The organism is Streptomyces iakyrus, assembly GCF_000717055.1.
Lineage (GTDB): Bacteria > Actinomycetota > Actinomycetes > Streptomycetales > Streptomycetaceae > Streptomyces > Streptomyces iakyrus.
The window spans coordinates 22,129-47,745 of record NZ_JNXI01000044.1 but is presented as its reverse complement, the minus strand read 5'-3'; the positions used below and the strand labels follow the sequence as shown (position 1 = coordinate 47,745).

At 73.5% G+C, this 25,617-nt stretch carries 21 protein-coding genes; 11 read left to right on the top strand and 10 right to left on the bottom strand.

Annotation, left to right across the window (positions count from 1 at the left end):
* Positions 1–24: 24 nt before the first annotated feature.
* The 6 genes from hypD to OO68_RS40480 are packed head-to-tail and all read right to left on the bottom strand — an operon-like array spanning position 25 to position 6,882.
* Positions 25–1,173, bottom strand: coding sequence for a hydrogenase formation protein HypD (gene hypD, locus OO68_RS40505; protein ID WP_033314499.1), 1,149 nt, complete (start codon positions 1,171–1,173; stop codon positions 25–27).
* Complete coding sequence (locus tag OO68_RS40500; protein WP_033314498.1) at positions 1,170–1,451, bottom strand: HypC/HybG/HupF family hydrogenase formation chaperone; 282 nt, start codon at positions 1,449–1,451, stop codon at positions 1,170–1,172. Before OO68_RS40500 ends, hypD begins: the two co-directional genes overlap by 4 nt.
* Positions 1,452–1,454: 3 nt before the next feature.
* Positions 1,455–3,767, bottom strand: a complete 2,313-nt coding sequence (gene hypF, locus OO68_RS40495) for a carbamoyltransferase HypF (RefSeq protein ID WP_033314497.1) — start codon at positions 3,765–3,767, stop codon at positions 1,455–1,457.
* Positions 3,764–4,513, bottom strand: a complete 750-nt coding sequence (gene hypB, locus OO68_RS40490) for a hydrogenase nickel incorporation protein HypB (protein ID WP_033314496.1) — start codon at positions 4,511–4,513, stop codon at positions 3,764–3,766. Before hypB ends, hypF begins: the two co-directional genes overlap by 4 nt.
* A gap of 39 nt (positions 4,514–4,552) precedes the next feature.
* Positions 4,553–5,140: a hydrogenase maturation protease gene (locus OO68_RS40485; protein ID WP_033314495.1), complete on the bottom strand. Its 588-nt coding sequence runs from the start codon at positions 5,138–5,140 to the stop codon at positions 4,553–4,555.
* Positions 5,137–6,882 carry an enoyl-CoA hydratase-related protein gene (locus OO68_RS40480; RefSeq protein ID WP_033314494.1) on the bottom strand — a complete coding sequence of 582 codons (1,746 nt, stop codon included), beginning with the start codon at positions 6,880–6,882 and terminating at the stop codon, positions 5,137–5,139. The genes OO68_RS40485 and OO68_RS40480 overlap by 4 nt, the downstream gene beginning before the upstream one ends.
* Before the next feature lie 397 nt (positions 6,883–7,279).
* On the opposite strand from OO68_RS40480, the gene OO68_RS40475 reads away from it, so the two are divergent.
* Positions 7,280–8,038 (top strand): IclR family transcriptional regulator, encoded by a 759-nt coding sequence (locus OO68_RS40475; RefSeq protein WP_033314493.1) that lies wholly within the window; start codon positions 7,280–7,282, stop codon positions 8,036–8,038.
* 266 nt (positions 8,039–8,304) lie between these two features.
* Complete coding sequence (locus OO68_RS40470) at positions 8,305–9,369, top strand: PP2C family protein-serine/threonine phosphatase (RefSeq protein WP_051815009.1); 1,065 nt, start codon at positions 8,305–8,307, stop codon at positions 9,367–9,369.
* A 22-nt stretch (positions 9,370–9,391) separates the two neighbouring features.
* Here the strand turns inward: OO68_RS40470 and paaK are convergent, their stop codons facing one another.
* The gene (paaK, locus tag OO68_RS40465) at positions 9,392–10,750 is read right to left on the bottom strand and encodes a phenylacetate--CoA ligase PaaK (protein WP_033314492.1); all 1,359 of its coding nucleotides are present in this window, start codon (positions 10,748–10,750) and stop codon (positions 9,392–9,394) included.
* Positions 10,747–11,175 (bottom strand): hydroxyphenylacetyl-CoA thioesterase PaaI, encoded by a 429-nt coding sequence (gene paaI, locus OO68_RS40460; protein WP_033314491.1) that lies wholly within the window; start codon positions 11,173–11,175, stop codon positions 10,747–10,749. Before paaI ends, paaK begins: the two co-directional genes overlap by 4 nt.
* A gap of 170 nt (positions 11,176–11,345) precedes the next feature.
* On the opposite strand from paaI, the gene paaA reads away from it, so the two are divergent.
* From paaA to paaE, 5 genes are read left to right on the top strand one after another with little or no spacing between them, the layout of a single operon-like run.
* Entirely contained in the window at positions 11,346–12,140 is a 795-nt protein-coding gene (gene paaA / locus OO68_RS40455; RefSeq protein WP_033314490.1) for a 1,2-phenylacetyl-CoA epoxidase subunit PaaA, read from the top strand.
* The gene (gene paaB, locus OO68_RS40450; protein ID WP_031142175.1) at positions 12,137–12,430 is read left to right on the top strand and encodes a 1,2-phenylacetyl-CoA epoxidase subunit PaaB; all 294 of its coding nucleotides are present in this window, start codon (positions 12,137–12,139) and stop codon (positions 12,428–12,430) included. Before paaA ends, paaB begins: the two co-directional genes overlap by 4 nt.
* A 10-nt stretch (positions 12,431–12,440) precedes the next feature.
* On the top strand, positions 12,441–13,268 hold the full coding sequence (gene paaC / locus OO68_RS40445) for a 1,2-phenylacetyl-CoA epoxidase subunit PaaC (protein ID WP_033314489.1): 828 nt from the start codon (positions 12,441–12,443) through the stop codon (positions 13,266–13,268).
* Positions 13,262–13,777 carry a 1,2-phenylacetyl-CoA epoxidase subunit PaaD gene (paaD, locus tag OO68_RS40440; RefSeq protein WP_033314488.1) on the top strand — a complete coding sequence of 172 codons (516 nt, stop codon included), beginning with the start codon at positions 13,262–13,264 and terminating at the stop codon, positions 13,775–13,777. Before paaC ends, paaD begins: the two co-directional genes overlap by 7 nt.
* Positions 13,777–14,892, top strand: coding sequence for a 1,2-phenylacetyl-CoA epoxidase subunit PaaE (gene paaE, locus OO68_RS40435; protein WP_245237432.1), 1,116 nt, complete (start codon positions 13,777–13,779; stop codon positions 14,890–14,892). The genes paaD and paaE overlap by 1 nt, the downstream gene beginning before the upstream one ends.
* Before the next feature lie 78 nt (positions 14,893–14,970).
* Here paaE and OO68_RS40430 read toward each other — a convergent pair whose 3' ends face one another.
* Complete coding sequence (locus OO68_RS40430; protein WP_033314487.1) at positions 14,971–16,620, bottom strand: PucR family transcriptional regulator; 1,650 nt, start codon at positions 16,618–16,620, stop codon at positions 14,971–14,973.
* Between the two features lie 227 nt (positions 16,621–16,847).
* Here OO68_RS40430 and OO68_RS40425 point away from each other — a divergent pair, with 227 nt between their 5' ends.
* The 4 genes from OO68_RS40425 (at position 16,848) to OO68_RS40410 (ending at position 24,466) form a co-directional block, all read left to right on the top strand.
* On the top strand, positions 16,848–18,116 hold the full coding sequence (locus tag OO68_RS40425) for an aspartate aminotransferase family protein (protein ID WP_033314486.1): 1,269 nt from the start codon (positions 16,848–16,850) through the stop codon (positions 18,114–18,116).
* Entirely contained in the window at positions 18,113–20,980 is a 2,868-nt protein-coding gene (locus tag OO68_RS40420) for an FAD-binding and (Fe-S)-binding domain-containing protein (protein WP_033314485.1), read from the top strand. Before OO68_RS40425 ends, OO68_RS40420 begins: the two co-directional genes overlap by 4 nt.
* Positions 20,977–22,416, top strand: a complete 1,440-nt coding sequence (locus tag OO68_RS40415) for an NAD-dependent succinate-semialdehyde dehydrogenase (protein WP_033314484.1) — start codon at positions 20,977–20,979, stop codon at positions 22,414–22,416. The genes OO68_RS40420 and OO68_RS40415 overlap by 4 nt, the downstream gene beginning before the upstream one ends.
* 85 nt (positions 22,417–22,501) lie before the next feature.
* A complete protein-coding gene (locus tag OO68_RS40410) occupies positions 22,502–24,466 on the top strand; it encodes a heavy metal translocating P-type ATPase (RefSeq protein ID WP_033314483.1) in 1,965 nt (654 codons plus the stop codon).
* A 10-nt stretch (positions 24,467–24,476) separates the two neighbouring features.
* On the opposite strand, the gene OO68_RS40405 is transcribed toward OO68_RS40410, so the two are convergent.
* Positions 24,477–25,547 (bottom strand): LacI family DNA-binding transcriptional regulator, encoded by a 1,071-nt coding sequence (locus OO68_RS40405; RefSeq protein ID WP_033314482.1) that lies wholly within the window; start codon positions 25,545–25,547, stop codon positions 24,477–24,479.
* Between the last annotated feature and the right edge of the window lie 70 nt (positions 25,548–25,617).

Here is a 25,617-nt window from a genome sequence, read left to right as displayed (position 1 = left end):
GGGTCGACCACACCGGCTCCTCGCTCAGCCAACGGGGGCCACCTCCTCCTGCTCCTGCGCGGAACCGCCGGCCTGCGGCGCCCCGGCGTTCATCCGGCGGTACAGGTAGTAGGCCGCGCAGGCGCCCTCGCTGGAGACCATGGTCGCGCCGAGCGGGGTGCGCGGGGTGCAGGTGGTGCCGAACGCGCCGCACTCGGTCGGCTTGATCAGACCCTGGAGCACCTCGCCGGCCCGGCACTCGGCGGGCTCCTCGGTACGGATCCCGCTCACGTCGAAGCGGTGCTCCGCGTCGTACGCGCGGAAGGCGTCGGTCAGCCGCCAGCCGCTGGCCGGGATCGGCCCGATGCCGCGCCAGTTCCGGTCGGTGACCTCGAAGACCTCCTCGATCATGCGCACCGCGGCCGGGTTGCCCTCCTCGCGCACCGCACGCGGGTAGGCGTTCTCCACCCGGTGCTCACCGCGCTCCAGCTGGCGTACCGCCCGGCGGATGCCCTCCAGGATGTCCAGCGGCTCGAAGCCCGTCACCACCATCGGCACGCGGAACCGCTCGGCCAGGTCCGGGTACTCGGCCATCCCCATCACGCTGCACACGTGCCCGGCGGCGAGGAAGCCCTGCACCCGGCACTCGGGCGCCGTCATGATCGCCTCGATGGCCGGGGGAACCCGCACGTGCGACACCAGCAGGCTGAAGTTGGACAGGCCCAGCCGGCGCGCCTGGTGCACGGCCATCGCGTTGGCCGGGGCGGTGGTCTCGAAGCCGATCGCGAAGAACACCACCTCCCGGTCCGGGTTGCCGCGGGCCAGCTCCAGGGCGTCGAGCGGCGAGTACACCACCCGTACGTCGCCGCCCTCGCCCTTGACCCGGAACAGGTCGCGGTCGGTGCCCGGCACCCGGAGCATGTCACCGAAGGAGCAGAAGATCACCCCGGGCCGGGAGGCGATCTCCAGCGCCTTGTCGATGACCTCCAGCGGCGTGACACAGACCGGGCAGCCCGGCCCGTGAATCAACTCCACCTGCTCGGGCAGGAGTTGGTCGATGCCGTGCCGGATGATCGAGTGGGTCTGGCCGCCGCACACCTCCATCAGGGCCCAGGGCCGGGTGGCGGTGGCGCGGATCTCGTCCAGCAGCCGTCGCGCCAGCTGGGGGTCGTTGAACTCGTCGATGTACTTCACGCCGTACCCGCCTCCTTCGACGCCTGCTCCCAGGCGTCCCCGAACTCCTCCTCCAGCAAGCCCAGTTCCTCGAACAGCTTCAGGGAGGCCAGGGCCGACTCCTCGTCCAGGCGCTGGAGCGCGAAGCCGACGTGCACGATGACGTACTCACCCACCTTCACGTCGGACACGTACTCCAGGCACGCCTGCTTCTGCACGCCGCCGAAGTCGATCAGCCCGGTGAGCGGATCGGTACTGTCGTCGATGGACACGACCTTGCCGGGCACTGCCAAACACATGGGTCACTCCTCCTGTCGTAGGTGCGCCGCGACCACCAGCTGGCCGAGGGCCAGCCCGCCGTCGTTGGGCGGGACCTCGCCGTGCCGGAGCACCGCGAAGCCGTCTTCGGTCAGCAGCCGCGCGCACTCCTCCTCCAGCAGCGCGTTGGCGAACACCCCGCCGCTGAGGGCGACGGTGGCCAGCCCGGTCTCCTGACGTGCCCGGCGGCAGACCTCCGCCACCGCCCGGGCCACGCCGCGGTGGAAACGGGCCGCGAGCACGGCTGCCGGGGTGCCGCGCCGCAGATCGGTGATCAGGGCGCCGAGCACGGGTGCCGGGTCGAGTCCGCCGGCAAAGGCGTACGCGGCCGTGTCGGCGCCCCACGCCGAAGCGGCCGCCGCCTCCAGCTCCAGCGCGGCCTGCGCCTCGTACCCCGCGCGATGGCACAGGCCGGCCAGCGACGACACGGCGTCGAAGAGGCGGCCCATGCTGGAGGTCGGCACACAGGCCAGGCCGCTCGTCAACTGTCTTCGGAGCACGGCCCGTTCGTCCGGCACGCACGCGGTCACGCACGGCAGGTCCCCATCCCACGGCAGCCCCGCCGCCCACAGCCGGGCCAGGGCCAGCCGGCAGGGGTTGGCGACGCCCGCGTCGCCGCCGGGCAGCGGGGCGGGGGAGAGGCGGGCGTAGCGCCGGTAGCCGCTGTAGCCGGCGAGGAGGATTTCCCCGCCCCAGACCGTGCCGTCGTCGCCGTAGCCCGTGCCGTCGAAGGCGACACCGATCACCCGGGTCGTGCTGTCGAAGCCGTGCTCGGCCATCGCGGAGGCGACGTGTGCGTGGTGGTGCTGCACCAGCACGGGCGGGCGTCCGGCCAGCCGTCCGGCCCACCGCGTCGAGTGGTACCCGGGGTGCCGGTCCGCCGCGACCAGTTCGGGGCTCACGCCGGTCAGGCCACGCAGCCGCGCGTCCGCCCGCCGGGCCGTCTCCAGAGTGGCCAGATCGCCCATGTCGCCGATGTGCGGCCCGAACCAGGCCTGGTCGCCCGCGCCGAGGCACAGGGCGTTCTTGAGGTCGCCGCCTACGGCGAGGGCGGGCCGCACCGGGACCGGCAGTCGCAGCGGACGGGGCACGAACCCCCGGGATCTGCGCAGCACCTGCTCGGTGCCGTCGGGCCGCACCCGCAGCAGGGAGTCGTCGCAGGGCGAGGCGATGGGCCGGTCGTGGGCGAGCCAGGCGTCGGCGAGACCGGCGAGCCGGGTCAGCGCCTCGTCGTCGTCCGTGACGATCGGCTCCCCGGAACGGTTGCCGCTCGTCATGACCAGCAGGCGTGGGCCGGGCGGGTCGCCGGGCAGGCCGAACAGCAGGGTGTGCACGGGCGTGTAGGGCAGCAGCACACCGAGGTGCGGACTGCCGGGGCAGACACCGGGCGCGAGGCCGTTCGCCTCCGGGCGCCGGCGCACCAGGACGATGGGGCGCCGGGCGCTGGTGAGGACGGCCAGCTCGGACGCGGAGACCTCGGCGATCCGGCGTACGTCGTCGACGTCCGCGCACATCACCGCGAACGGCTTGCCGCCGCGTGCCTTGCGGGAGCGCAGGGTGGCGACGGCCCGGGCGTCGGTGGCGTCACAGGCCAGGTGGTAGCCGCCGAGGCCCTTCACGGCGACGATCCGCCCGGCCGCCAGCAGCGCCCGCGCCGCTGCCAGGGCCTCGGCGTCCCGCGCCGGGCGCACCCCGCTCCCGGACGCCGGCACCAGACGGAGCCGGGGGCCGCAGCCGGGGCAGGCCACCGGCTGGGCGTGGAAGCGCCGGTCCAGGGGATCGCCGTACTCCCGGGCGCACTCGCCGCACATGGGGAAGCCGGACATGGTCGTGACCGCCCGGTCGTACGGCATGCCCGTGGCGATGGTGAAACGGGGGCCGCAGTGGGTGCAGGTGACGAACGGGTGCCGGTGCCGGCGGTCGGCCGGATCGCCCAGTTCGCGCAGGCAGTCGGCGCAGGCCGCCGTGTCGGGCGGGAGGAGGGTGCTGCCCGGGGAGCGGTCGGTGGAGCGGATGGCGAAGGTGCCGTCGACGCCGGTGACGGGAAGCTCCTCGACCCCGACACCGGTGACGGAGGCCAGCGGCGGAGCCTCCTCGGCCAGCCGGTCGCAGAAGGTGCCGACCCCGTCCGGCGGGCCCTCCACCTCGATGAGGACACCGCTCGCCGTGTTGCTCACGAAGCCCGCGAGCGCGAGATCGGTGGCGAGGCGGTGCACGAAGGGCCGGAAGCCCACGCCCTGCACGGTGCCGCGCACGGTGACGCGGCGGCGCACGGCCCGGGTGACGGGCGCTGTCATGGGACGAGGCCGGCTTCGGCGCCCTCGTGCGTGTCCGTGTGGCTGTGGGTGTGTGGGCGGGGTGCCAGGGGCGGCCGGTGGACAGGGGCTCCGTCCCGGACGGCCAGCACGCGCTCCAGCAGGGCGTCGACGCCGGCGCCGGTGCGGGCGCAGGAACGGAGCACCTCCACCCCCGGGTTGACCCGCTGGACGTTCGCCTCGAAGGCCGCCTCGTCGAACCCGGCCGGCCCGGCCAGATCGGTCTTCGTCAGCACCACCAGATGAGCGGACCCGAAGGCTGTGGGGTACTTCAGCGGCTTGTCCTCGCCCTCCGTCACCGCCATCAGCACGACCCGCAGGCTCTCGCCGAGGTCGTAGGACGCGGGGCAGACGAGATTGCCGACGTTCTCCACGAACAGCAGTGACGTGCCCTCGGGCAGCCAGCTCTCCACGTGGCCGCGCAGCTGCCGGGCCTCCAGATGGCACAGGCCGTCCGTCAGCAGCTGCTTCACCGGGGCGCCCGAGCGGGCCAGCCGGCCGGCGTCGTTCTCCGTCGCCAGGTCGGCCGTGAGGGCGGCCACCGGAAGGCTCCGCTCCACCGCCCTGGCCAGCACCCGCCCGAGCAGTTCCGTCTTGCCGCTGCCCGGGCTGGACAGCAGGTTGACCACGCTCACACCGCGCCGGGCCAGCGCCTCACGCAGGCCCGCGGCCAGACCGTCGTTCTTCGCCAGGACGGCCCGGCTGACCTCGTCCACGGAATCGCACATGGGCGCCGCTCCTCGCGGGTCGGTAGGGAAATCGTTCCGCTACCGATCCTCCGCGCCGCCGCTCACCGCGCCCGGCAGCCCGGCCGACGACAGGGCCGCGGATTCGTCCGGGCGGCTCAACGGGGGCGTGGCGCCCGGGTCGGCTAGCAGCACCGGCACCAGGGTGTGCAGCGCCGCGACCGCCCGTCCGACCGCCTCGCGCACCGTCGCGCTGATGCCCGGGGCGATGTCCTCGTCGGCGGGTGCCCGCAGCTCGGGCTCACAGGCCAGGACCAGGACGCGCGGGAGGGGCTCGTCGCCCAGGTGGGCGGCCAGGGCGACGACCTTCGCCGGGTCCATGCCGTGCGCCTCGGGCGGGGCGCCCGACGTGGAGTCGTCGGGCCGCTCCGGCTCGATCAGCGACAGTGTGCCCGGCTCGTGCCCCCGCACGGCCGCGTCGACCAAGACGGCCGTGTCGTAGCCGTCGAGCAGCTCGTACGCCAGGTCCATGCCGCGGATGCCGAAGTCCCGCACCCGCACCTCCGGCGGCAGCGGGTCCTGGTCCAGCGCGCGGATCACCTCGGGGCCGAAGGCATCGTCGGCGAGGAAGATGTTGCCGACCCCCGCGACGAGCAGCCGCGCGCTCATCGCGCGTCCCCGAGGGCCAGCGGCCGGGCGGAGCCGTTCGGGAGTTTGCGGACGAAGGCCGACCGCAGTGCGTGGTAGGGCGCCTCGGGATCAAAGAAGACGGCGCGCATCCGGGCGAGTTCGGACCGCCGGTACTCAGCGAGGGGCCGCGCCAGCTCGTCCGCGTGCCGGGCCGTGGCCTTGGCGGTGATCCGGCGCGGAAGGTCCGGGTCGGCGGCCAGGTCGGCGGCCAGGCGCTCGACCTCGGGGGCGAACTCCTGGGCCGAAACCGGCAGCAGACGGTCCACCAGCCCGATGCGCTCGGCCGTCGCGGCGCTCACCGGCAGCGCCTCGGTCGTCAGCCGCTCCGCCGTCTCGGCGCCCACCCGGCGGGGCAGCGAGTACGTCCAGTACTCCGACCCGTACAGGCCCATGTTCCGGTAGTGCGGGTTGAGGACGCTGCCCGTGCGGCACCAGACCTCGTCGGCGGCCAGGGCGAGCATGACGCCGCCCGCCGCCGCGTTGCCGCCGAGGGCCGACACGACCAGCCGGTCGGTGGTGCGCAGCACCGCCTCGACCAGGTCGTTCATGGCGTTCAGGTTGGACCAGGACTCGCCCGCCGGGTCGCCGGCCGCCTCGATGACGTTGAGGTGGATGCCGTTGGAGAAGAAGTCGCGTACGCCGCCGAGCACCAGGACCGAGGTGGGGCGCGTGAGGGCGTACCGCCAGGCGGCGAGCAGCCTGCGGCAGTGGGTGGTGCTCATCGCCCCGCCCGGGAACGAGAAGGCCAGGAAACCGATGCGCCCGCGCTGCCGGTAGCGGATGTCGGTCCAGGTGGTGCGGTCCGGGGGCAGTTCGAGCGGGGCGGCGATCTCGGGCAGCCAGTACGGGCGGTCGTACGCACCCGGCATGCCCGGGCCGCTGCCGGGCGGGGCCGGGAACCCGGCGAGCACCGAGGCCGCCGGGCGGCGGAACGGCGCGGGGTCTCCGGAGCTCTTGCGGGGCCGCAGCTCCGGGATCCACACCGCGCCGTCCCGGGTCGCCCGGCAGAGCGCGCCGGCCCGGGTCGCGAGCAGTTCCCCGGGCTCCCCGCGCAGCCGGTCCTCGGGGTGCCCGCCGTGCAGGAACACCTCCCGGCCGCAGATCTCGTCCCTCACACCCGGCTGCGAATCGGCCCCCCGCAGCTTGCGCAGCACCGTCGCCGTGCTGTCGTTCTCCCAGTCGATCCGCCGCTGCTCCTGGCGGAAGTAGTCCCGCCACAAGACGTGGGCCCCGGGTTCGCTCTGCGGGCGCGGCTTGTACGACCCCTCGGCGTAGCGGCGCACGGCCAGCAGCACGGCGGCCGTGGCGGCGTCCGCCACCTCGTTGCGGTACAGGTCGCTCTTGCCCGTCGGCGGCACCGGGAACGTGCCGTCCGCCCACACGTCCCCCGCGTCCATGGCCGCCTCGGCCTGGAGCACCGTCACGCCCCACTCGGACGCCTCCTCGGCGATCGCCCAGTCCAGCGACGACGGGCCCCGGTCCCCGGGCGGCCCCGGGTGCACGATCAGGCAGGTGTGCTCCCGCCACACGTCCTCCGGCAGGGCCGACTTCAGCATCGGGGCGACGATCAGCTCCGGGCACCCCTCGCGGACGGCGGCCCGGACCGAGTCGGGGCCGTGCGAGGCGAGCACGACGTCCACGTGGTGCCCCTCGTCCGACAGTTCGGCGAACACACGCTGGGTCAGGCTGTTGAACGCGCTGGCGACGAGCAAGATGTCCATGACACGGCATGGTCGCCCGTCGGGGGAGGGCCGCGAAGGACCACGGCGGCGTTTCGCGGCCCTCATCCGCTTCCGGCCGAACGGGCGGGTGCCGCTGCGGGCGTCACCGGCAGGGCAGGGCCTCGCGAGGCCCTGCCCGCGCCGCCCCGCGCCTCGGATGCGAGGGCCGTGCGGCCGGACCGGGGCAGACACCCTGGCGCCCGTCACCCGGCCGACGTCCCGCACTCATGTACCGAGCCCGCCCCGGGGCGCCGGCCCGGCTTGCGGGCGGTGGCCCGTGTCCGAGGTGCCGCGGTACGAAACGGCACGGCGACCGGCCCGCGCCCTCCACCCTGCCCCCCTGGCCCGGGGCGCCGCTCCCCTTGCCCGGGCCGTACGCCTGACGCACGCTGTTCCTATGGGTGCGCAAGACGGCCCAACGCTCATCAACTCCGTCCAGCGGGCCATGCGGCTGCTGGAGGCGGTGAGCGCGCACGAGAACGGCGCGCCGGCCAAGCAGCTGGCGCGCGAGACGAGCCTGCCCCTGGCCACGACCTATCACCTGCTGCGGACCCTGGTGCACGACGGGTACGTGCGCAAGCTGGACGACGGCGGCTTCATCCTCGGCGACAAGCTCCAGACCCTGCAGTCCACCGGGCGTGCGCAGGCGCTGCTCAGCCGGGTCCGGCCCACCCTCGCCGCCCTGCGGGACGAGCTCGCGACCGCCGCCTACCTCACCTTCTACGAGGAGGGCGAGATCCGGGTCGCGGAGATCGTCGACGGCCCCGGCACCCCGCGCGTCGATCTCTGGGTGGGATTCGAGGACGCCGGGCACGCCACCGCACTCGGCAAGTCCGTCCTGCGCGAACTGGACGAGGAGGCCCGCCGGGACTACCTGTCCCGCCACCACCTCGCCGACCTCACCCCCCGGACCATCACCAGCCTCCCGGAACTGCTCCGGCGACTGGAGACCCCGCCGCTGGCCCCGGCCATCACGGACCTGGAGGAGTACTCCCTCGGCACGGTCTGTGTCGCCGTCCCGGTCTACAGCGGGGACACCGTCGGCTCCCTCGGTGTCTCGCTGCCGTCGAACCGGCTCTCCCGGCTGCCGGAGATCCGCGAACGGCTGCTGCCGACCGCGAGCCGCGTGACGAGGGGCCTCTCGCTCACTATCTGAAAATCCTCTCCTTGCCCGTGCCCCGGCCCACCCCGTTCTCTGGATGAAACGGACATTCCGTGGGCGCGTTCCGAGCCTCGCGCCCCGCTCACAGGTGAGGACCCGATAGGAACATGAGCCATGCGCGAGACCTTGGTGGCGGTCACCGGCCTGCACGGCCGTTCAGCGTCCGAGTGGCCGGTGCCAGGACGTCGGCCCGCAAACGCGCGCTCGCGCAACTGGCCGCAGGCACTCCCGTCCTGCCCGCGCTGGTCGTCTTCGTCGTCATGCTCTCCGGCCTCGCCGACGGCGCCGGAATGATCTGGCTGCCCCTGCTCGTGGCCGGTCCCGCACTGGCGGCCACGACCAACGGGCCCCAGGGGGTCTTCTGGGTCGGCTTCCTCACCGCGCTGCTCGGCGCCCTGCTCGGAATCCGGGACGGTGTGCCGGGCCGGGAACTGGCCGCCGTCCTGGCCGCCCTGGTGACGGTCACCCTCGCGAGCGGCCTGGCCAGCGTCCTGCGCGGGCGTCGGGAACGGGTGCTCGCCGCCGTCCGCTCGGTCGCGGAAACCGCACAGCACGCCCTGCTCAAGCCGGTACCGGCGACGGTCGGGCCGTTCCAGGCGGCCGTCCGCTACAGCGCGGCGGCGGCAGAGGCCCGGATCGGCGGGGATCTGTACGCGCTGATACCCACCCCGCACGGGGTCCGGCTGATCGTCGGCGACGTGCGCGGCAAGGGGCTTCCGGCCGTGGGAACCGCGGCGCTGGTACTCGGTGTCTTCCGGGAAGCCGCCCACGACGAGTCCGATCTCCTCGCCGTGGTCGAGCGCATCGAGCGGAGCCTCGCCCGCAACCTCGGGCACGACGACTTCGTCACCGCCGTGGTCGCCGGGTACCCGCGGGACGGGCACCTGGAGGTCGTGAACTGCGGGCACGCGCCTCCGCTGCTGGTCAGTGCCTCAGGAAGCATCAGGGCCGTGGATCCACCGCACCCGGCTCCGCCCCTCGGCCTGCGCGCGCTCGCGGGCGACACGCCCGTCCTCCAGACGCTGCCCTTCGCCGACGGCGACCAACTGCTGCTCTACACCGACGGGGTCACCGAGGCCCGCGACGGCGGACGGGCCTTCTACCCGCTCGCCGAGGGGCTGGAGCGCCACGTCTCCCACGAGCCGGCGCGCACCCTCGACGCCCTGCACGACGAACTGCTGGCCCACGTGGGCGGCCGGCTGCACGACGACGCGGCCCTGCTCCTGATCCGCAAACCGGTCGCCGGCCGGGCGGCGGCTCCCGGGGCGGGCCGGCCCGGCCCCACCGCCGTCGCCCGGGCGTCCGGGGCGAAGTGCTGCTCCTGAGAGCCGACGCGGCCGCGGCGGATCACGCCTCGCGCAGGTCCTTCACCCGGCGGATCTTGCCGACGGAGCGTTCCAGGGTCTCCGGTTCGACGGTCGTCACGTCGGCGGTGATGCCGATGCCGTCCTTGACGGCCTTCGCGATCGCCCCGGCCGCGGCCTCGCGCTGCTCGGGGCCGGTGCCGGGGCGGGTCTCGACGAGGACGGTCATGTGATCCAGGCGGCCACGCCGGGTCAGCCGGATCTGGAAGTGCGGTGCGACGCCGGGCGTGCGCAGCACGATCTCCTCGATCTGGCTGGGGAAGACGTTCACCCCACGCAGGATGATCATGTCGTCGCAGCGGCCGGTGATCTTCTGGATGCGGCGGAACGCGGGCCGGGCCGTGCCGGGGAGCAGCCGGGTCAGGTCGCGGGTGCGGTACCGGACGACCGGCAGGGCCTCCTTGGTCAGGGAGGTGAAGACCAGCTCGCCCTCCTCGCCCTCCGGCAGCACCTCACCCGTGACCGGGTCGACGACCTCGGGGTAGAAGTGGTCCTCCCACACGTGCAGTCCGTCCTTGGCCTCCACGCACTCCTGGGCGACACCCGGACCGATCACCTCGGACAGTCCGTATATGTCGACGGCGTGGATGTCCATGCGCTCCTCGATCTCGCGGCGCATCTCCTCCGTCCACGGCTCGGCCCCGAAGATGCCCACGCGCAGGCTGGTGCCGCGTGGGTCGATGCCCTGACGCTCGAACTCGTCGAGCAGGGTGAGCATGTAGGACGGGGTGACCATGATGATCTCGGGCCGGAAGTCCTGGATGATCTGCACCTGGCGGGCGGTCATGCCCCCGGAGGCCGGGATCACCAGACAACCGGCGCGCTCCGCGCCGTAGTGCGCGCCGAGACCGCCGGTGAAGAGCCCGTACCCGTAGGAGACGTGCACCTTGTGGCCCGGGCGCCCGCCGGCGGCGCGGATCGAGCGGGCGACGAGGTCCGCCCACATCGACAGGTCGTTCTCCGTGTAGCCGACCACGGTGGGGCGGCCGGTGGTCCCGCTGGAGGCGTGCACGCGCCGCACCCGGTCCATGGGGACGGCGAACATGCCGAACGGGTAGGTGTCCCTGAGGTCGGCCTTCGTGGTGAAGGGGAACCGGGCGAGGTCCTCCAGGGAGCGGCAGTCCTCGGGGGAGACCCCGGCCGCGTCGAACTTCCTGCGGTACGCCTCCACGTTGTCGTAGGCGTGCCGCAGGCTCCGGCGCAGGCGGTCGAGCTGGAGCTCGCGCAGATGCTCGCGCGTCAGGCGCTCCCCGTCGTCGAGCAGGTCGTGGGGGAGGGGGTCGCCGCGTCGCCGGCCGGCCGTGGCCGCGAGGCCCGTCGTGGTGTCCGCTTCCCTGGTCATGCCGACTCCTTCGGCCTCGTGTTCCCGATGCTGCGGCTGCGGCCCCGGAACTCCGCCACCACCTCGTCACCCCGCCGGACGGTCACGTCGTAGACGCCGCTGCGGCCGTAGCGCACCCGTTCCTCGGCCCGTGCCACCAGGGTGTCGCCCTCGTGCGCCGGGGCCACGAAGGTGATGTCCGCGCCGGCCGCGACCGTCACAGGGCCGCGGCTGTTGCACGCGCAGGCGAAGGCGCTGTCGGCCAGCAGGAAGAGGTAGCCGCCGTGGGCGATCCCGTGGCCATTCACCATCGCGGAGGTCACGGTCATGCGCAGGACGGCGGTCCCTTCGCCCTGCTCCAGCAGCTCGATCCCGAGCCCGCGGGAAGCCCGGTCCGCGGCGAACATCGCCTCCGCGGCCGCCGTCGCGTCAGCGGCATGGGTCATGTCTCGCACCACCTCGAAGGCCGACCGACCATTCGGTTAGTTCGGCGTTGCCAAGTAATCCAGCCGTCCCGGCGGCTGTCAAGGGTCCCGGACTTCCCAGGGGTCTTACCAAGGCACGCCGACGTGTCCTACGATGGACCGAACGAATGGTCGGTTGGGAAGTGGGACGGATGGATACGACACGCTCCAGCCCCGTGGGGACGGACGGCGCCGAGCCGGATCTCCAGCAGCACTTCGACGCGACGATCGCGCGGGACCAGCGGATCGAGCCGCGCGACTGGATGCCGGAGGGCTACCGGAAGACACTGATCCGGCAGATCGCGCAGCACGCGCACTCGGAGATCATCGGCATGCAGCCGGAGGGCGAGTGGATCACCCGCGCCCCCTCCCTGTTCGTGGACGGCGCCGCGATCTGCAACCAGGTGCCGCTGTGCCGCTCCTCGTACGGGCCGTACGCGCGCGCCATGGTGCGGATCTGCAAGGAGGAGTCCTTCCACCAGCGGCAGGGCTACGAGCTGCTGATGACGATGATGCGCGGCACGCAGAAGCAGCGCGAGATGGTGCAGGACGCCGTGAACCGCTGGTGGTGGCCGTCGCTGATGATGTTCGGCCCGCCCGACGACGCCTCGCCCAACTCCGCGCAGTCCATGGCCTGGAAGATCAAACGGCACAGCAACGACGAACTGCGCCGGCGCTTCGTCGACATGACCGTCCCGCAGGCCGAGAAGCTCGGCGTGACGCTCCCGGACCCGGAGCTGCGCTGGAACGAGGAGCTGGGCCACCACGACTTCGGCACGCCCGACTGGGACGAGCTGATGCGGGTCATCAAGGGCGACGGCCCGTGCAACGACCAGCGGATGGAACGGCGCCGCACGGCCCACGAGGAGGGCTCCTGGGTGCGCGAGGCGGCCACCGCCCACGCCGCCAAGCAGGCCGCCCGCGAGCGGAAGGGAGCGGTGGCATGACCGCCGACAAGCAGGACTGGCCGCTGTACGAGGTGTTCGTGCGCGGCAAGCGCGGCCTGAATCACGTCCACGTGGGCTCGCTGCACGCCGCCGACGACCGCATGGCGCTCACCCACGCCCGCGACCTCTACACCCGGCGCAACGAGGGCGTCTCCATCTGGGTCGTACGCTCCGAGCACATCGCCGCCTCCACGCGCGACGAGAAGGACCCCTTCTTCGAACCCAGCGCCGACAAGGTCTACCGGCACCCGACCTTCTACGACATCCCCGACGACGTCCCCCACATCTGAAGGACAGGGCATGAGCGACGACCACGTCTACATGACCCTCGCCGAGGGCCACGAGGACGACACCCGCTGGGCCTACGGAACCGGCTTCGAGGACCCCCTGCACGGCGTGGACACCACCGTGCCCGAGGGCGTCGACGCCGCCGCACTGGCGGACCTCTGCGTCACCCTGGCCGACGACGCCCTGGTCTCCGCCCAGCGGCTCGCCGAGTGGACCACCCGCGCCCCCGAGCTGGAGGAGGAGGTGGCGCTGGCCAACATCGGGCTCGACCTGCTCGGCCAGGCCCGCCTGCTGTACTCCCGCGCGGGCCAGGCCGACGGCACCGGCCGTGACGAGGACGCCTACGCCTACTTCCGCGACGCCGGCGCCTTCCGCAACGTACGCCTCGCCGAACTCCCCAACGGCGACTTCGCGTTCTCCGTCGTGCGGCTGCTGGTGTTCGCCAGCTGGCGCCTCGCGCACTTCGAGCGGCTCACCGCACACGGCGACCCGGTGCTCGCGGCGATCGCCGCCAAGGGCGTGAAAGAGCTGACGTACCACCGCCAGTACGCGGCCGAGTGGGCCGTGCGCCTCGGCGACGGCACCGAGGAGTCGCACCGCCGGATGCGCAAGGCGCAGGAACAGGTGGCGCCCTACCTGGGCGAGCTGTTCACGGCGTACGACGTGCGTGACGAGGTCGTCGCGGTGCTCCGCCAGGTCACGGAGGCGGCCGGGCTGCCCATGCCCGTCTACCGCCCGCTGCCCGGCTCGGGCCGCACCGGGGAGCACACCGAGCACCTCGCGCCGCTGCTGGCCGAGTTGCAGGGCGTGGCCCGGGCCCACCCGGGGGCGACATGGTGACCACGCTCCTGGACGCGCGACGGGCCCGGCACATCGCCGAGCAGGTGCCCGACCCCGAACTGCCCATGCTCACCCTGGCCGACCTCGGTGTGCTGCGCGAGGTGTCGCTGACCGAGGACGGCACGGTGGTCGCGAGCCTGACCCCGACCTACTCGGGCTGTCCGGCGATGGCGGAGATGCGCGCGGGCGTGGCCGCCCGGCTGCGCGAGGCCGGGTACGAACGCGTGGAGATCCGCACGGTCCTCGACCCGCCGTGGAGCAGCGACTGGATCACGGCGGACGGCCGGCGCAAGCTCGCCGAGCACGGCATCGCCCCGCCCGGCGCCGCGCCCGCGCGCGCCGCCGGCCCGGTCCCGCTCGTGCTGTCGGCGACCCGCCGCTCCGTGCCCTGCCCCCGGTGCGGTCACCCCGACACCGAGGAGACCTCGCGCTTCGGCGCAACGTCCTGCAAGTCCCTGTGGCGCTGTCTCGCGTGCCGCGAGCCGTTCGAGTACGTCAAGGAGATCTGATGGAGGACCTGATGGAGCCGGCCCCCGCCCCGGCGGCACCCGCGCGCGCCCGCCGACGTCCGGTCTTCCACCCCCTGCGGGTCGCCGCCGTGCAGCCGCTGTGCGAGGACGCGGCAGCCGTGAGTTTCGACATCCCGGCCGAGCTGGCCGAGGAGTTCACCTTCGCGCCCGGCCAGTCGCTCACCCTGCGCCGCGACGTCGACGGCCGGGACGAGCGCCGCTCCTACTCGATCTGCGCCCCCGCCGGCACCGCGCCGCGCATCGGCGTCCGGGTGGTGCCGGGCGGCCTGTTCTCCTCCTGGCTGGTGCACGACGTCCGCCCCGGCGACACCGTCGAGGTCATGGCGCCCACCGGCGCCTTCACCCCCGACCTCACCGCCCACGGCCACCACGTCCTGATCGCGGCCGGCTCCGGCATCACCCCCATGGTGTCCATCGCCGAGTCCGTCCTGGCCGCCGACCCCCGCTCGCGCGTCACCCTCCTCTACGGCAACCGCCGCACCGGCACGGTGATGTTCGCCGACGAACTCGCCGACCTGAAGGACCTCTACCCGACGCGGTTCCAGCTCGCCCACGTCCTGTCCCGCGAGCCCCGCGAGGCCGAGGTGCTCTCCGGCCGCCTCGACGCCGAGCGGCTCTCCGCCCTCGTCGACGCCCTGGTCGACGTGGACTCCGCCGACCACTGGTGGCTGTGCGGCCCGCACGGCATGGTCCGCGCCGCCCAGCAGGTCCTGACCGGCCTCGGGGTCCCCGCCGACCGCGTCCACCAGGAGCTCTTCTACGCCGACGACGAGCCCGTCCGCGAGGTCCGCCACGCCGAGACCGGCCCTTCCGGCCCCGTCAGCCAGGTCACCGTCACCCTCGACGGCCGCTCCACCACGTCCCCCCTGCCCCGCGACCGCACCCTCCTCGAAGGCGCCCAGCAGACCCGCCCCGACCTCCCCTTCGCCTGCAAGGGCGGAGTCTGCGGCACCTGCCGTGCCCTGGTCACCGACGGCAAGGCCGACATGCGCCGCAACTTCGCCCTCGAACCGTCCGAGGTCGACGCGGGCTACGTCCTTACGTGCCAGACGTTCCCGGTGTCCGAGAAGCTGACGGTGGACTTCGACACCTGATCACCCGGGTGGCGTGCCGGCCTGCGGGCCCCGGACCCAGGCGGGCGCTCCTGTTCTTGGAACGGGACGCGTGAAGCGTTACAGGGGATGCGGGCCGCGGTCGGCGCGCAGGACCCGCAACGCCGTGAGGGCCACGTGGAGTTCGGTGCGGCGCTCGCCGGATTCGAGGTCGGTGTCGAGGAGGCGCTCGACGGTGCGCAGCCGCTGGTACAGGGTCTCCCTGGACAGGCCGCCGCGACGGGCCGCCGTGGTCTTGTTGCCGGCGGCGTCGAGGTAGTGGCCCAGGGTCGCCAGCAGGTCGGTGCCGTGCCGGTTGTCGTGGTCGATGATCCGGCCCAGCCGGCGCTCCGCGTAGTCCTGGATGCGGGTGTCCTCGCGCAGCGCGTACAGCAGCCGGCGCAGGCCGATGTCCGGCAGCTCGTGGAAGGAACGGTCCGCGGGGAGGGGCTGGCCGGGCGGGGTGGCCTCTATGACCCGGGCCGCCTCCCGGAACGAGCGCGCGCTGTCCGCGAGCTCCGCCACCTCCGAACCCACGCCGACGACCGCCTCCGGCGCCAGCGCCAGCGCGGTGCGGCCGAGGCGTTCGGCCACGGGCCGCCAGGGCTGGGCGGGCCGCAGAGCCAGCAGGACACCGAGGCGGCGGGGGGACAGTTCGCCGACCAGGGCCGGGACACCGGCCGACCTCAGCTCCTGGTGCAGCCGGGTCTCCGGCTCGGCGCCCGCCCCTCCGGGCCCCAGGTCCACGAGGACGGCCAGGAAGACACCGGCCTCCGTGGGCAGACCCAGAGCGGCGCAGCGGGCCCGGACGTCCTCGGCGGAGTGGTGGCGCTGCTCCGCCAGCTCGCGCAGGGCGTTGCGGTGGGCCGTGTGCTCCCACGGCGTGGAGTGGATGAGCCGGGCCACGGTCAGGGCCATCGCCGTCCGCTCCAGGACGGTGACGTGCTCCGGACCGAAAACCGGCCCGTCGGCGGGCAGCATGGCCAGTCGCCCCCAGCGTTCGCCCTGGTAGGAGACGGGCGCGGTGAGCCAGCCCTCCGGGCCGCCCACCCCGGTGCGGTCGCCCGGACCGGCCGCCCGGGAGCGCTGCTCCCAGTTCCCGAGCGCCTGCTCCACCGTGCTCCCCGAGGGCTCGCAGATCAGCGCCTGGTGCACCAGGTTCTCCAGCACGACCGTCCGGCCGCTCATCTCCGCCGCCGCGCGCACCACGTCCTCCGGCCCCGCCCCGCGCAACGTCAGAGCCGTGAACGCCTCGTGGATCCGCTGCGTCCGCCGCATCGCGTCGGCCTGGTTGCCGAGGATCAGCGCGTGCACCACCTGCGTGACCTCCAGGAAGTTGACGTCCCGGGCGAGGGTGACCAGGGGCAGCCCCCGGGCCCGGCACGCCTGCACGAGCGCGTCGGGCGGCCGGTGATAGCGGCGTACGAGCTCGATGACCAGGGCGGCCGCCCCCACGTCGGTGAGCTCGTCGACGTAGCGGCGGACGCCCGCTGCGTCCTCGGGCAGCGGCATGCCCGTCGTCAGGACCAGCTCGCCGCCCTTGAGGAAGGAGGCCGGGTCCGTCAGCTCGGTGATGTGCACCCAGCGCACCGGCCGGTCCAGCGCGGTCAGGCCCGTCACGACCTGGGGCTGTCCGGCGGCCAGGACCGGCAGGGCGAGCACGTCGGCGAGAGTCGGTGCGCGACCGGCCGGAGCGGCGTCACGGCCGGCTGGCGGGGGGTGAACGGTCACGGGGCCTCCCTGCGTGCCCGGTCACTCTGACAAGCGGGGCTGACCTGCGCAAGAGCTGTCCACCGGAGGGGCAGGCGGGGCCTGGGGGGTCCGGCGGTTGACACAACGTCCGAACAACGGGTTCCGGCTGGACAGATCACGCGTTGTCGCGTTTCGCGGTGGCCTGGATGCTCGGAGACCGGAGCTGAGCCCAGCAACCAGACCTCGTCGTACGGCCGGGAGACACCATGACCGCACTGTCGCCGCATCTTCGCCAGGCCACGCCCGTCGTGGCGGCCCGGGGCGAGGGCGTCCACCTCTACGGCGAGGACGGCCGCCGCTACCTCGACTTCACCGCCGGCATCGGCGTCACCAGCACCGGGCACTGCCACCCCAAGGTCGTGGCGGCGGCGCAGGAGCAGGTGGGCACGCTGATCCACGGCCAGTACACGACCGTCATGCACCAGCCGCTGCGCCGCCTGGTCGACAAGCTGGGCGAGGTGCTGCCGGCCGGCCTGGACAGCCTGTTCTTCACCAACTCCGGCAGCGAGGCCGTCGAGGCGGCACTGCGGCTGGCCCGCCAGGCCACCGGCCGGCCGAACGTCATCGTCTGCCACGGCGGCTTCCACGGCCGTACGGTCGCCGCCGCCTCCATGACCACCTCCGGCATCCGCTTCCGGTCCGGATTCTCGCCGCTGATGAGCGGCGTGGTCGTCACCCCGTTCCCGACGGCCTTCCGGTACGGCTGGGACGAGGAGACCGCCACCCGCTTCGCCCTGAAGGAACTCGACTACACCCTCCAGACGATCTCGTCGCCCGCCGACACGGCGGCGATCATCGTCGAGCCGGTCCTCGGCGAGGGCGGCTACGTCCCCGCGAACCGCGCCTTCCTTGAGGGCCTGCGGGAGCGGGCGGACCGGCACGGCTTCCTGCTGATCCTCGACGAGGTGCAGACCGGAGTCGGCCGCACCGGCCGCTTCTGGGGCCACGACCACTTCGGCGTCACCCCCGACATCCTCGTCACCGCCAAGGGCCTCGCCAGCGGCTTCCCCCTCTCCGGCATCGCCGCCTCCGAGGAGCTGATGACCAAGGCCTGGCCCGGGTCGCAGGGCGGCACGTACGGCGCCAACGCCGTGGCCTGCGCCGCCGCCTGCGCGACGCTCGACGTCGTGCGCGACGAGAAGCTCGTCGAGAACGCCGAGGCCATGGGCAAGCGGCTCCGCCAGGGCCTGGAGGCCGTGGCCGACCGGACCCCGGGCATCGGCGACGTCCGCGGCCTCGGCCTCATGCTCGCCACCGAGTTCGTCACCGAGGACGGCAGCCCCGACTCCGAGACCGCCGCCCGCGTGCAGCGCGCCGCGATCGACGAGGGCCTGCTCCTGCTGCTGTGCGGCGCCTCGAACCAGGTCGTCCGCATGATCCCGGCACTCGTGATCGACGAGGCGGGGGTCGACGAGGGGCTCCAGGCCTGGGCGAACGCCGTGGAGGCCGGTACGTCGGGAACGGCGGAGCGATGACGACAGCCACCCGCGACCTGGCGGGTCTGACGGACCGCATCGCCGAGATCGCGCCCGGTCTGCGGGTGGAGACCGGCCCGGGGGCGACGGGCCCGTATGCCTATGACGCCTCGAACTATCGTGTGCCGCCGCGGGCGGTGGTCTTCCCGCGCACCGCCGACGACGTGGTCGCGGTGCTGCGGGCCTGCCGTGAGGCGGGTGTACCGGTCACGGCCCGGGGCGGCGGCACGAGCATGGCCGGCAACGCGGTCGGGCTCGGTGTGGTCCTGGACTTCTCCCGGTACATGAACCGGATCCTGGACATCGACGAAGAGGCGCGCACCGCGCGCGTCGAGGCCGGTGTCGTCCTCGACGCGCTGCGCAGCGCGACCGCCCTGCACGGGCTGGACTTCGGCCCGGATCCGTCCTCGCACAGCCGCTGCACCCTGGGCGGCATGATCGGCAACGACGCGTGCGGGAACCGGTCGGTGCGTGACGGGCGGACCAGCGGGCATGTCGAGGCCCTGGAGATCGTGACGGCGGACGGCGTGCGGGCCGTCGCCGACCGCTCCGGGCTGCGGGCCGCCGAGCCGGGCGACGCGGAGGCTGTGCGGCGCGTCGCCCGGCTCGAAGCGGATCTCAGACGGCTGGTGGAGGAGCACCTGGCGTTGATCCGTACCGAGCTGGGCCGGATCCCGCGTCAGGTGTCCGGGTTCCAGCTGCATCACCTGCTGCCGGAGAACGGGTTCGACATGGCCCGTGCCCTGGTGGGCACCGAAGGCACCTGTGCGGTCGTCACCGCCGCGACGGTCCGCCTGGTGGCGACCGCACAGGCATCCACCCTGCTGACGCTCGGCTACGAGGATGTGGTCGAGGCGGCCGAGGACGTGCCGGAGATCCTGCGCTGGTCGCCCAGCGCGGTGGAGGGCATGGACGAGGCGATCGTCGCCACCATGCGGGCCCGCCGCGGCGCTGATTCGGTGACGGGGCTGCCCGAGGGGCGGGCCTGGCTGTACGTCGAGCTCGAAGGCGACGACCAGGCCGCGGTCAATGCCCGGGCCGCCGAACTGCTGGATGTGCTCAAGGCCCAGGGGCGGATGACCGGCGGCCGGGTCGTGGAGAGCCCGGCTGAGCGGCGGTCGTTGTGGCGGGTGCGTGAGGACGGGGCGGGGCTGGCCGCCCGGCTCGTGGACGGCGGGGAGTCCTGGCCCGGCTGGGAGGACGCGGCCGTCGCCCCCGAGAACCTGGCCGCCTACCTGCGCGACTTCCGCAAGCTGCTGGCCTCGCACCAGCTGACGGGTGTGCTGTACGGGCACTTCGGCGCCGGCTGCGTGCATGTGCGCATCGACTTCGACCCGGCGACGGAGACGGGACGGACGGTGATGCGCCGGTTCCTGACCGAGGCGGCTGCGCTGGTCGTGGAGCACGGCGGCACGCTGTCGGGTGAGCACGGTGACGGGCGGGCGCGCAGTGAGCTGCTCCAGGTCATGTACAGCCACCGCATGATCGCCGCGTTCGCCGCGTTCAAGAAGGTTTTCGACCCGGAGGGGCTGCTCAACCCGGGCGTGATCGTCGACCCGGCCCCGCTGGATGCGGACCTCGCTCTGCGTGAACTCCCGCTGCTGGAGACGTCGTTCGGCTTTCCGCATGACGAGGACGGTTTCGCGGGCGCGGTGCGCCGCTGCGTGGGTGTCGGCCGGTGCCGCAGTGACGCGGGCGGGGTGATGTGCCCCAGCTACCGGGCCACGGGCGAGGAGAACGACTCCACCCGCGGCCGGGCCCGCATGCTCCAGGAAATGATCCGCGGCGAGACCGTGACCGACGGCTGGCGCTCCACCGAAGTGCGCGACGCCCTCGACCTGTGCCTGTCCTGCAAGGCCTGCTCCAGCGACTGCCCGGTCGGCGTCGACATGGCCACCTACAAGGCGGAGTTCCTCCACCAGCACTACAAGGGACGTCTGCGGCCCCGCTCCCACTACTCCCTCGGCTGGCTGCCCCGGACCTCCGCCCTGGCCGGATACGCCGCCCGGCCGGTCAACGCCCTGTTGCGCGGACCGCTCGGCAAGCTGCTGGCCCGTGTCGGCGGCGTGACCACGAAGCGCAGGATCCCGGCCTTCGCCTCACGGCGCGCCCTGCGCAAGACCCTGCGCACAGCCAAGGCGGCAGAGCCGGCGAAGGCCGTGCTGTTCGTGGACAGCTTCACCCGCGCCTTCCGCCCCGAGATCGCCGGAGCCGCCGGCCGCGTGCTCGCGGACGCGGGCGTTCCCTGCACGCCCCAGGACGGCCTGTGCTGTGGACTGACCTGGGTCAGCACCGGACAGCTGAACGTCGCCCGCAAGATCATGGCCCGCACCGTCGATGCCCTCGACAACGGTGACGACCGGCCGATCATCGTGGCCGAACCCAGCTGCGCCGCCGCGTTGAAGCGCGACGTGCCCGAACTGCTGGGCACCGAGGCCGCCCGGCGCGTCGCCGACCGCGTCCACACCTTCACCGGCGCCCTCGCCGACCTCGCCGATGAGAACTGGAGCCCGCCTCCGTTGCCCGAGAACGTCGTGCTCCAGACCCACTGCCACGAGTACGCCACCTTCAAGGGCCGCCGCCCCGCCGACCTCCTGCGCCGCCTGGGCGTACGCGACGTCGACGAGGCCGAGGGCTGCTGCGGACTCGCCGGCAACTTCGGCTTCGAAGCCCAGCACTACGACACCTCCATCGCCGTCGCGGACCTCGCCCTCAAACCCCGCCTCGACGGACGCCCCGTCATCGCCGACGGCTTCAGCTGCGCCACCCAGATCGACCACCTCGCCGGCGACCGGGACATCCGCGCCCTGCACCTCGCGGAACTCCTCGACCCCGCCGCCGATCAATCAGGAGAGACGACATGACCGAGGTACTGACTCAGTTGTTCATCGGCGGTGCCTGGGTGGACGCCGCGGACGGCGCCACCATGCCCGTCGACGACCCCGCGACCGGCGAGATCCTCTGCCACGTCGCCGACGCCGGGCCGAAGGACGCCCGGCTCGCCGAGGAAGCGGCCGTGCAGGCTCAGACCGACTGGGCCCGCACCCCGCCCCGGGCTCGCAGCGAGATCCTGCGCCGCGCCTATGAGCTCATCCTGGACCGCACCGACGAGCTCGCCCACCTGATGACCTCCGAGATGGGCAAGCCGCTCACCGAAGCCAGGGGAGAGGTGGCCTACGCGGCGGAGTTCTTCCGCTGGTTCTCGGAGGAAGCCGTCCGAATCGACGGCGGCCACGGCCTGCTGCCCGACGGCCGCAACCGCATGCTGCTCTCCCGTCGCCCGGTCGGCCCCTGTCTGCTGATCACGCCGTGGAACTTCCCGCTGGCCATGGGCACGCGCAAGATCGGCCCGGCGATCGCGGCGGGCTGCACGATGGTGCTCAAGCCCGCCCCGCAGACCCCGCTGTCCACTCTCGCGCTGGCCGGCATCCTGAAGGAGGCCGGGCTGCCGGACAGTGTGCTGAACGTCGTCACCACCTCCCGTGCGGGGGAGGTCTGCGAGCCCCTCCTGCGCGGCGGCCGGATCCGCAAGCTGTCCTTCACCGGCTCCACGGCCGTGGGCCGGCTGCTGCTCGCGCAGTGCGCCGACACCGTCGTACGCACGTCGATGGAGCTGGGCGGCAACGCGCCGTTCATCGTCTTCGACGACGCCGACCTTGACGTGGCCGTGGACGGGGCGATGGTCGCCAAGATGCGCAACATGGGCGAGGCCTGCACGGCCGCCAACCGCTTCTTCGTGCACCGGTCGGTGGCCGACGAGTTCGCACGCCGCCTCGCCCAGCGCATGGGCGCGCTCGTGGTGGGCCCCGGCACCCGGGACGGCGTCGACGTCGGCCCGCTCATCGACGCCGCCGGACGCGCCAAGGTCCAGGAACTCGTCGCCGACGCGGTGGAGCGCGGCGCCCGCGTGCTCGTCGGCGGCCGTACGCCCGAGGGGCCCGGCAACTTCTACCCGCCGACCGTGCTCGCCGGCGTCGACCCCGGCAGCCGTCTGATGGACACGGAGATCTTCGGCCCGGTCGCCGCGATCCTCACCTTCGACGACGAGGACGAGGTCCTGCGCCGTGCCAACGACACGCCCTGGGGTCTCGTCGGTTACGTCTTCACCCAGGGTCTGGACCGCGGCCTGCGCGTCAGTGAAGGCCTGGAGGTGGGCATGGTGGGTCTGAACACCGGCCTCGTCTCCAATCCGGCGGCCCCGTTCGGCGGGGTCAAGCAGTCCGGGCTCGGGCGTGAGGGCGGCCGGGTCGGGATCGACGAGTTCCTGGAGTACCAGTACGTGGCCGTGCCCGTTCGGTGACGGGGAGCCGTCGCATGAAGGCATGAATGAGTCTTCATGTGTTCCTGTATGGTGGGGTGAACGCGCCCCCGCCCGAAGGATCCTGATGACCTCCACGCTCACGCCTCAGCCGCTCGAACGGCAGCAGCCCGAGCGTCCCGGGACCCCGCCCCGGCGGCGTACCCGCGTCCTCGCCCTCCCCGAGGCACGCTGGGCCGCCGCGGCCACCGTCCTCTTCCTGCTCGCGCTGCCCCTCCAGCTGACCGGCGCCCCCGCCTGGACGTGGGGCCCGCTGTACGCCCTGTCGTACGTCACGGGCGGCTGGGAGCCGGGGTGGGAAGGGCTCAAGGCGCTGAAGGAGCGCACCCTCGACGTCGACCTGCTGATGGTCGTCGCCGCCCTGGGCGCCGCCTCCATCGGGCAGGTCATGGACGGCGCCCTGCTCATCGTCATCTTCGCCACCTCGGGCGCGCTGGAGGCCCTCGCCACGGCCCGCACCGCGGACTCCGTCCGCGGTCTGCTCGACCTGGCCCCCGCCACGGCCACCCGGATGAGCCCCGGCGGCGGTGAACAGACCGTGTCCGTCGAGGAACTGGCGGTCGGCGACACCGTCCTGGTACGCCCCGGCGAGCGTGTCGGGGCCGACGGCCGGGTGCTGGACGGGGCGAGTGAGGTGGACCAGGCGACCATCACCGGTGAGCCGCTGCCCGTGCCGAAGGAGCGCGGCGACGAGGTCTTCGCGGGCACCCTCAACGGCACCGGCGCCCTCCGGATCCGGGTGGAGCGCGACGCCTCCGACTCGGTGATCGCCCGGATCGTGCGCATGGTCCAGGAGGCGTCCGAGACCAAGGCGCCCACACAGCTGTTCATCGAGAAGGTCGAACAGCGCTACTCGCTGGGCATGGTGGCCGCGACTCTGGCCGTCTTCCTGGTCCCGCTCGCCTTCGGTGAACAGCTCACCGACGCACTGCTGCGCGCCATGACGTTCATGATCGTCGCCTCCCCGTGCGCGGTCGTGCTGGCCACCATGCCGCCGCTGCTGTCGGCCATCGCCAACGCCGGACGGCACGGTGTGCTCGTGAAGTCGGCCGTGGTGATGGAGCGGCTCGGCCAGGTGGACGCGGTCGCGCTGGACAAGACCGGCACGCTCACCGAGGGCAGCCCCCGCGTCACCGACGTGCGGCCGCTGCCCGGATCCGGCCTGGAAGAGGACGAGGTGCTGACGCTGGCGGCCGCAGCCGAGCGGCCCAGCGAGCATCCGCTGGCCCGGGCGGTGGTGGACGCGGCCCGCGAGCGCGGCCTCCGCCTGCCCGACGCGAAGGACTTCACCTCCGCGCCCGGCGTGGGGGTCACCGCCGTCGTCGGCGGCCGCACGGTCGCCGTGGGCGCACCGGCCCGGCTGCTGGACGACAGCCCCGGCATCGCGGCGGAACTGGAGGAGTCCGGCCGTACCGCCGTCCTGGTCGTCGTCGACGGCGCCCCCGCCGGACTGCTCGGCATCGCCGACCGGCTGCGCCCGGATGCCGCCGCCACGGTCGCCTCCCTCGCCACGCTCACCGGCACCGCCCCGGTGCTCCTGACCGGCGACAACCCACGGGCCGCGGCGCACCTCGCCGCCGAGGCCGGCATCGACGATGTGCGCGCCGGGCTGCTGCCGCAGGACAAGCTCGACGCCGTCCGGGAGATGGAGAGCGCGGGCCGCAAGGTGCTGGTCGTCGGGGACGGCGTCAACGACGCACCCGCCCTGGCCGCCGCGCACACTGGGATCGCCATGGGCCGGGCCGGCTCCGACCTGGCCCTGGAGACCGCGGACGCCGTCATCGTGCGCGACGAACTCGCCGCGGTCCCCGCCACCGTCGCCCTGTCCCGCCGCGCCCGCAGGCTGGTCGTGCAGAACCTCGTCATCGCGGGGGTGTTCATCGCCGGACTCGTCGTCTGGGACCTGGCCGGTGACCTGCCGCTGCCGCTGGGCGTTGCGGGCCACGAGGGCTCCACGGTCCTGGTCGGCCTGAACGGTCTGCGGCTGCTGAGGGAGGGAGCCTGGCAGCGAGCCGCCGGGGGAAACGGCTGACCAACGCCTCTCAGCGCACCGGTGGGGGACCGCTGCTGGCCCGCACCACGAGATCCACGGGCACCAGGGTGCCGACGCGGGGCCGGCCGCCCGGGCCGTCGATCCGGTCCAGGAGGAGCCGCAGCGAACGGGTGCCGATCTCCGCGAAGTCGGTGCGGACGGTGGTCAGCGGCGGCAGGAAGTGCGCCGCCTCCGGAACGTCGTCGTAGCCGACGACGCTGATGTCCCCGGGGACGGACCGCCCGGCCTCGTGCAGGGCGTGCAGCAGGCCGAGCGCCATCTGGTCGTTGGAGGCGAACACCGCCGTCACCTCGGGGCGCCGGGCCAGGGAACGGCCCAGGTCGTAGCCGGAGTCGGCGCTCCAGTCCCCGACGAGAGGGGCCGGCGCGGCGGCACCCGCGGCCCGGAGCGTCGACTGCCAGCTCGCCAGCCGGTGGTCGGCCGAGGTCCAGCCGGTCGGGCCCGCGATGTGCCACACGGTCGCGTGCCCGAGGCCGAGGAGGTGCTCGGTGGCCTTGCGGGCGCCGGTGCGGGAATCACCGGTGACCAGGGGCGTCTCCTCGTCGAGCGCGCTCTCCAGCACCACCAGGGGAGTGCCCAGGCCGGTCGTCTCGGCCAGCGCCCGGCCCACCCACAGCTGCGGCGCGATCGCGATCACGCCGTCCGCGCCCTCGGCCGACAGCCGGTCCACGGCCTCGACGACGGTGTCGTGGTCGGCCGTGTCCAGGGCGATGGAGCTGACGAGGTAACCGGCCTCCTGGGCCGCCGTGTTGATCGCGGTCAGGATCGAGGCGGGCCCGTAGCGGGCGGCGTCGAAGGAGATGACCCCGAGCATCCGGGTCCTGCCACTGGCCAGGGACCGCGCACTGCGGCTGGGCCGGTAGCCGAGCGCGCGCATGGCCTCCGAGACCACCTCGCGCGTCTCGGGACGGACGGCCGGATGGTCGTTGAGCACCCGCGAGACCGTCTGCTTGGAGACCCCGGCCAGCCGGGCCACGTCGGCCATCACCGGGCGCGCCCCCGCGAAGTTGCGCCTGCTGCGGCCCTTGGACCCAGGGCCGTCGGGGGCGCTCGGTGTCATGGCGGATGATGTCCTCGACGTCGGTACGGCGGTCCTGAACCCGCCCGGCAGGAGCACAGCATAGGCCGGA

Coding starts and splice junctions, on each gene's coding strand:
- OO68_RS40500 (WP_033314498.1), bottom strand. CDS start 1,451: ATGTGTTTGGCAGTGCCCGGCAAGGTCGTGTCCATCGACGACAGTACC.
- hypF (WP_033314497.1), bottom strand. CDS start 3,767: ATGACAGCGCCCGTCACCCGGGCCGTGCGCCGCCGCGTCACCGTGCGC.
- hypB (WP_033314496.1), bottom strand. CDS start 4,513: ATGTGCGATTCCGTGGACGAGGTCAGCCGGGCCGTCCTGGCGAAGAAC.
- OO68_RS40485 (WP_033314495.1), bottom strand. CDS start 5,140: ATGAGCGCGCGGCTGCTCGTCGCGGGGGTCGGCAACATCTTCCTCGCC.
- OO68_RS40480 (WP_033314494.1), bottom strand. CDS start 6,882: ATGGACATCTTGCTCGTCGCCAGCGCGTTCAACAGCCTGACCCAGCGT.
- OO68_RS40475 (WP_033314493.1), top strand. CDS start 7,280: ATGGGTGCGCAAGACGGCCCAACGCTCATCAACTCCGTCCAGCGGGCC.
- OO68_RS40470 (WP_051815009.1), top strand. CDS start 8,305: ATGCTCTCCGGCCTCGCCGACGGCGCCGGAATGATCTGGCTGCCCCTG.
- paaK (WP_033314492.1), bottom strand. CDS start 10,750: ATGACCAGGGAAGCGGACACCACGACGGGCCTCGCGGCCACGGCCGGC.
- paaI (WP_033314491.1), bottom strand. CDS start 11,175: ATGACCCATGCCGCTGACGCGACGGCGGCCGCGGAGGCGATGTTCGCC.
- paaA (WP_033314490.1), top strand. CDS start 11,346: ATGGATACGACACGCTCCAGCCCCGTGGGGACGGACGGCGCCGAGCCG.
- paaB (WP_031142175.1), top strand. CDS start 12,137: ATGACCGCCGACAAGCAGGACTGGCCGCTGTACGAGGTGTTCGTGCGC.
- paaC (WP_033314489.1), top strand. CDS start 12,441: ATGAGCGACGACCACGTCTACATGACCCTCGCCGAGGGCCACGAGGAC.
- paaD (WP_033314488.1), top strand. CDS start 13,262: ATGGTGACCACGCTCCTGGACGCGCGACGGGCCCGGCACATCGCCGAG.
- paaE (WP_245237432.1), top strand. CDS start 13,777: ATGGAGGACCTGATGGAGCCGGCCCCCGCCCCGGCGGCACCCGCGCGC.
- OO68_RS40425 (WP_033314486.1), top strand. CDS start 16,848: ATGACCGCACTGTCGCCGCATCTTCGCCAGGCCACGCCCGTCGTGGCG.
- OO68_RS40420 (WP_033314485.1), top strand. CDS start 18,113: ATGACGACAGCCACCCGCGACCTGGCGGGTCTGACGGACCGCATCGCC.
- OO68_RS40415 (WP_033314484.1), top strand. CDS start 20,977: ATGACCGAGGTACTGACTCAGTTGTTCATCGGCGGTGCCTGGGTGGAC.
- OO68_RS40410 (WP_033314483.1), top strand. CDS start 22,502: ATGACCTCCACGCTCACGCCTCAGCCGCTCGAACGGCAGCAGCCCGAG.
- OO68_RS40405 (WP_033314482.1), bottom strand. CDS start 25,547: ATGACACCGAGCGCCCCCGACGGCCCTGGGTCCAAGGGCCGCAGCAGG.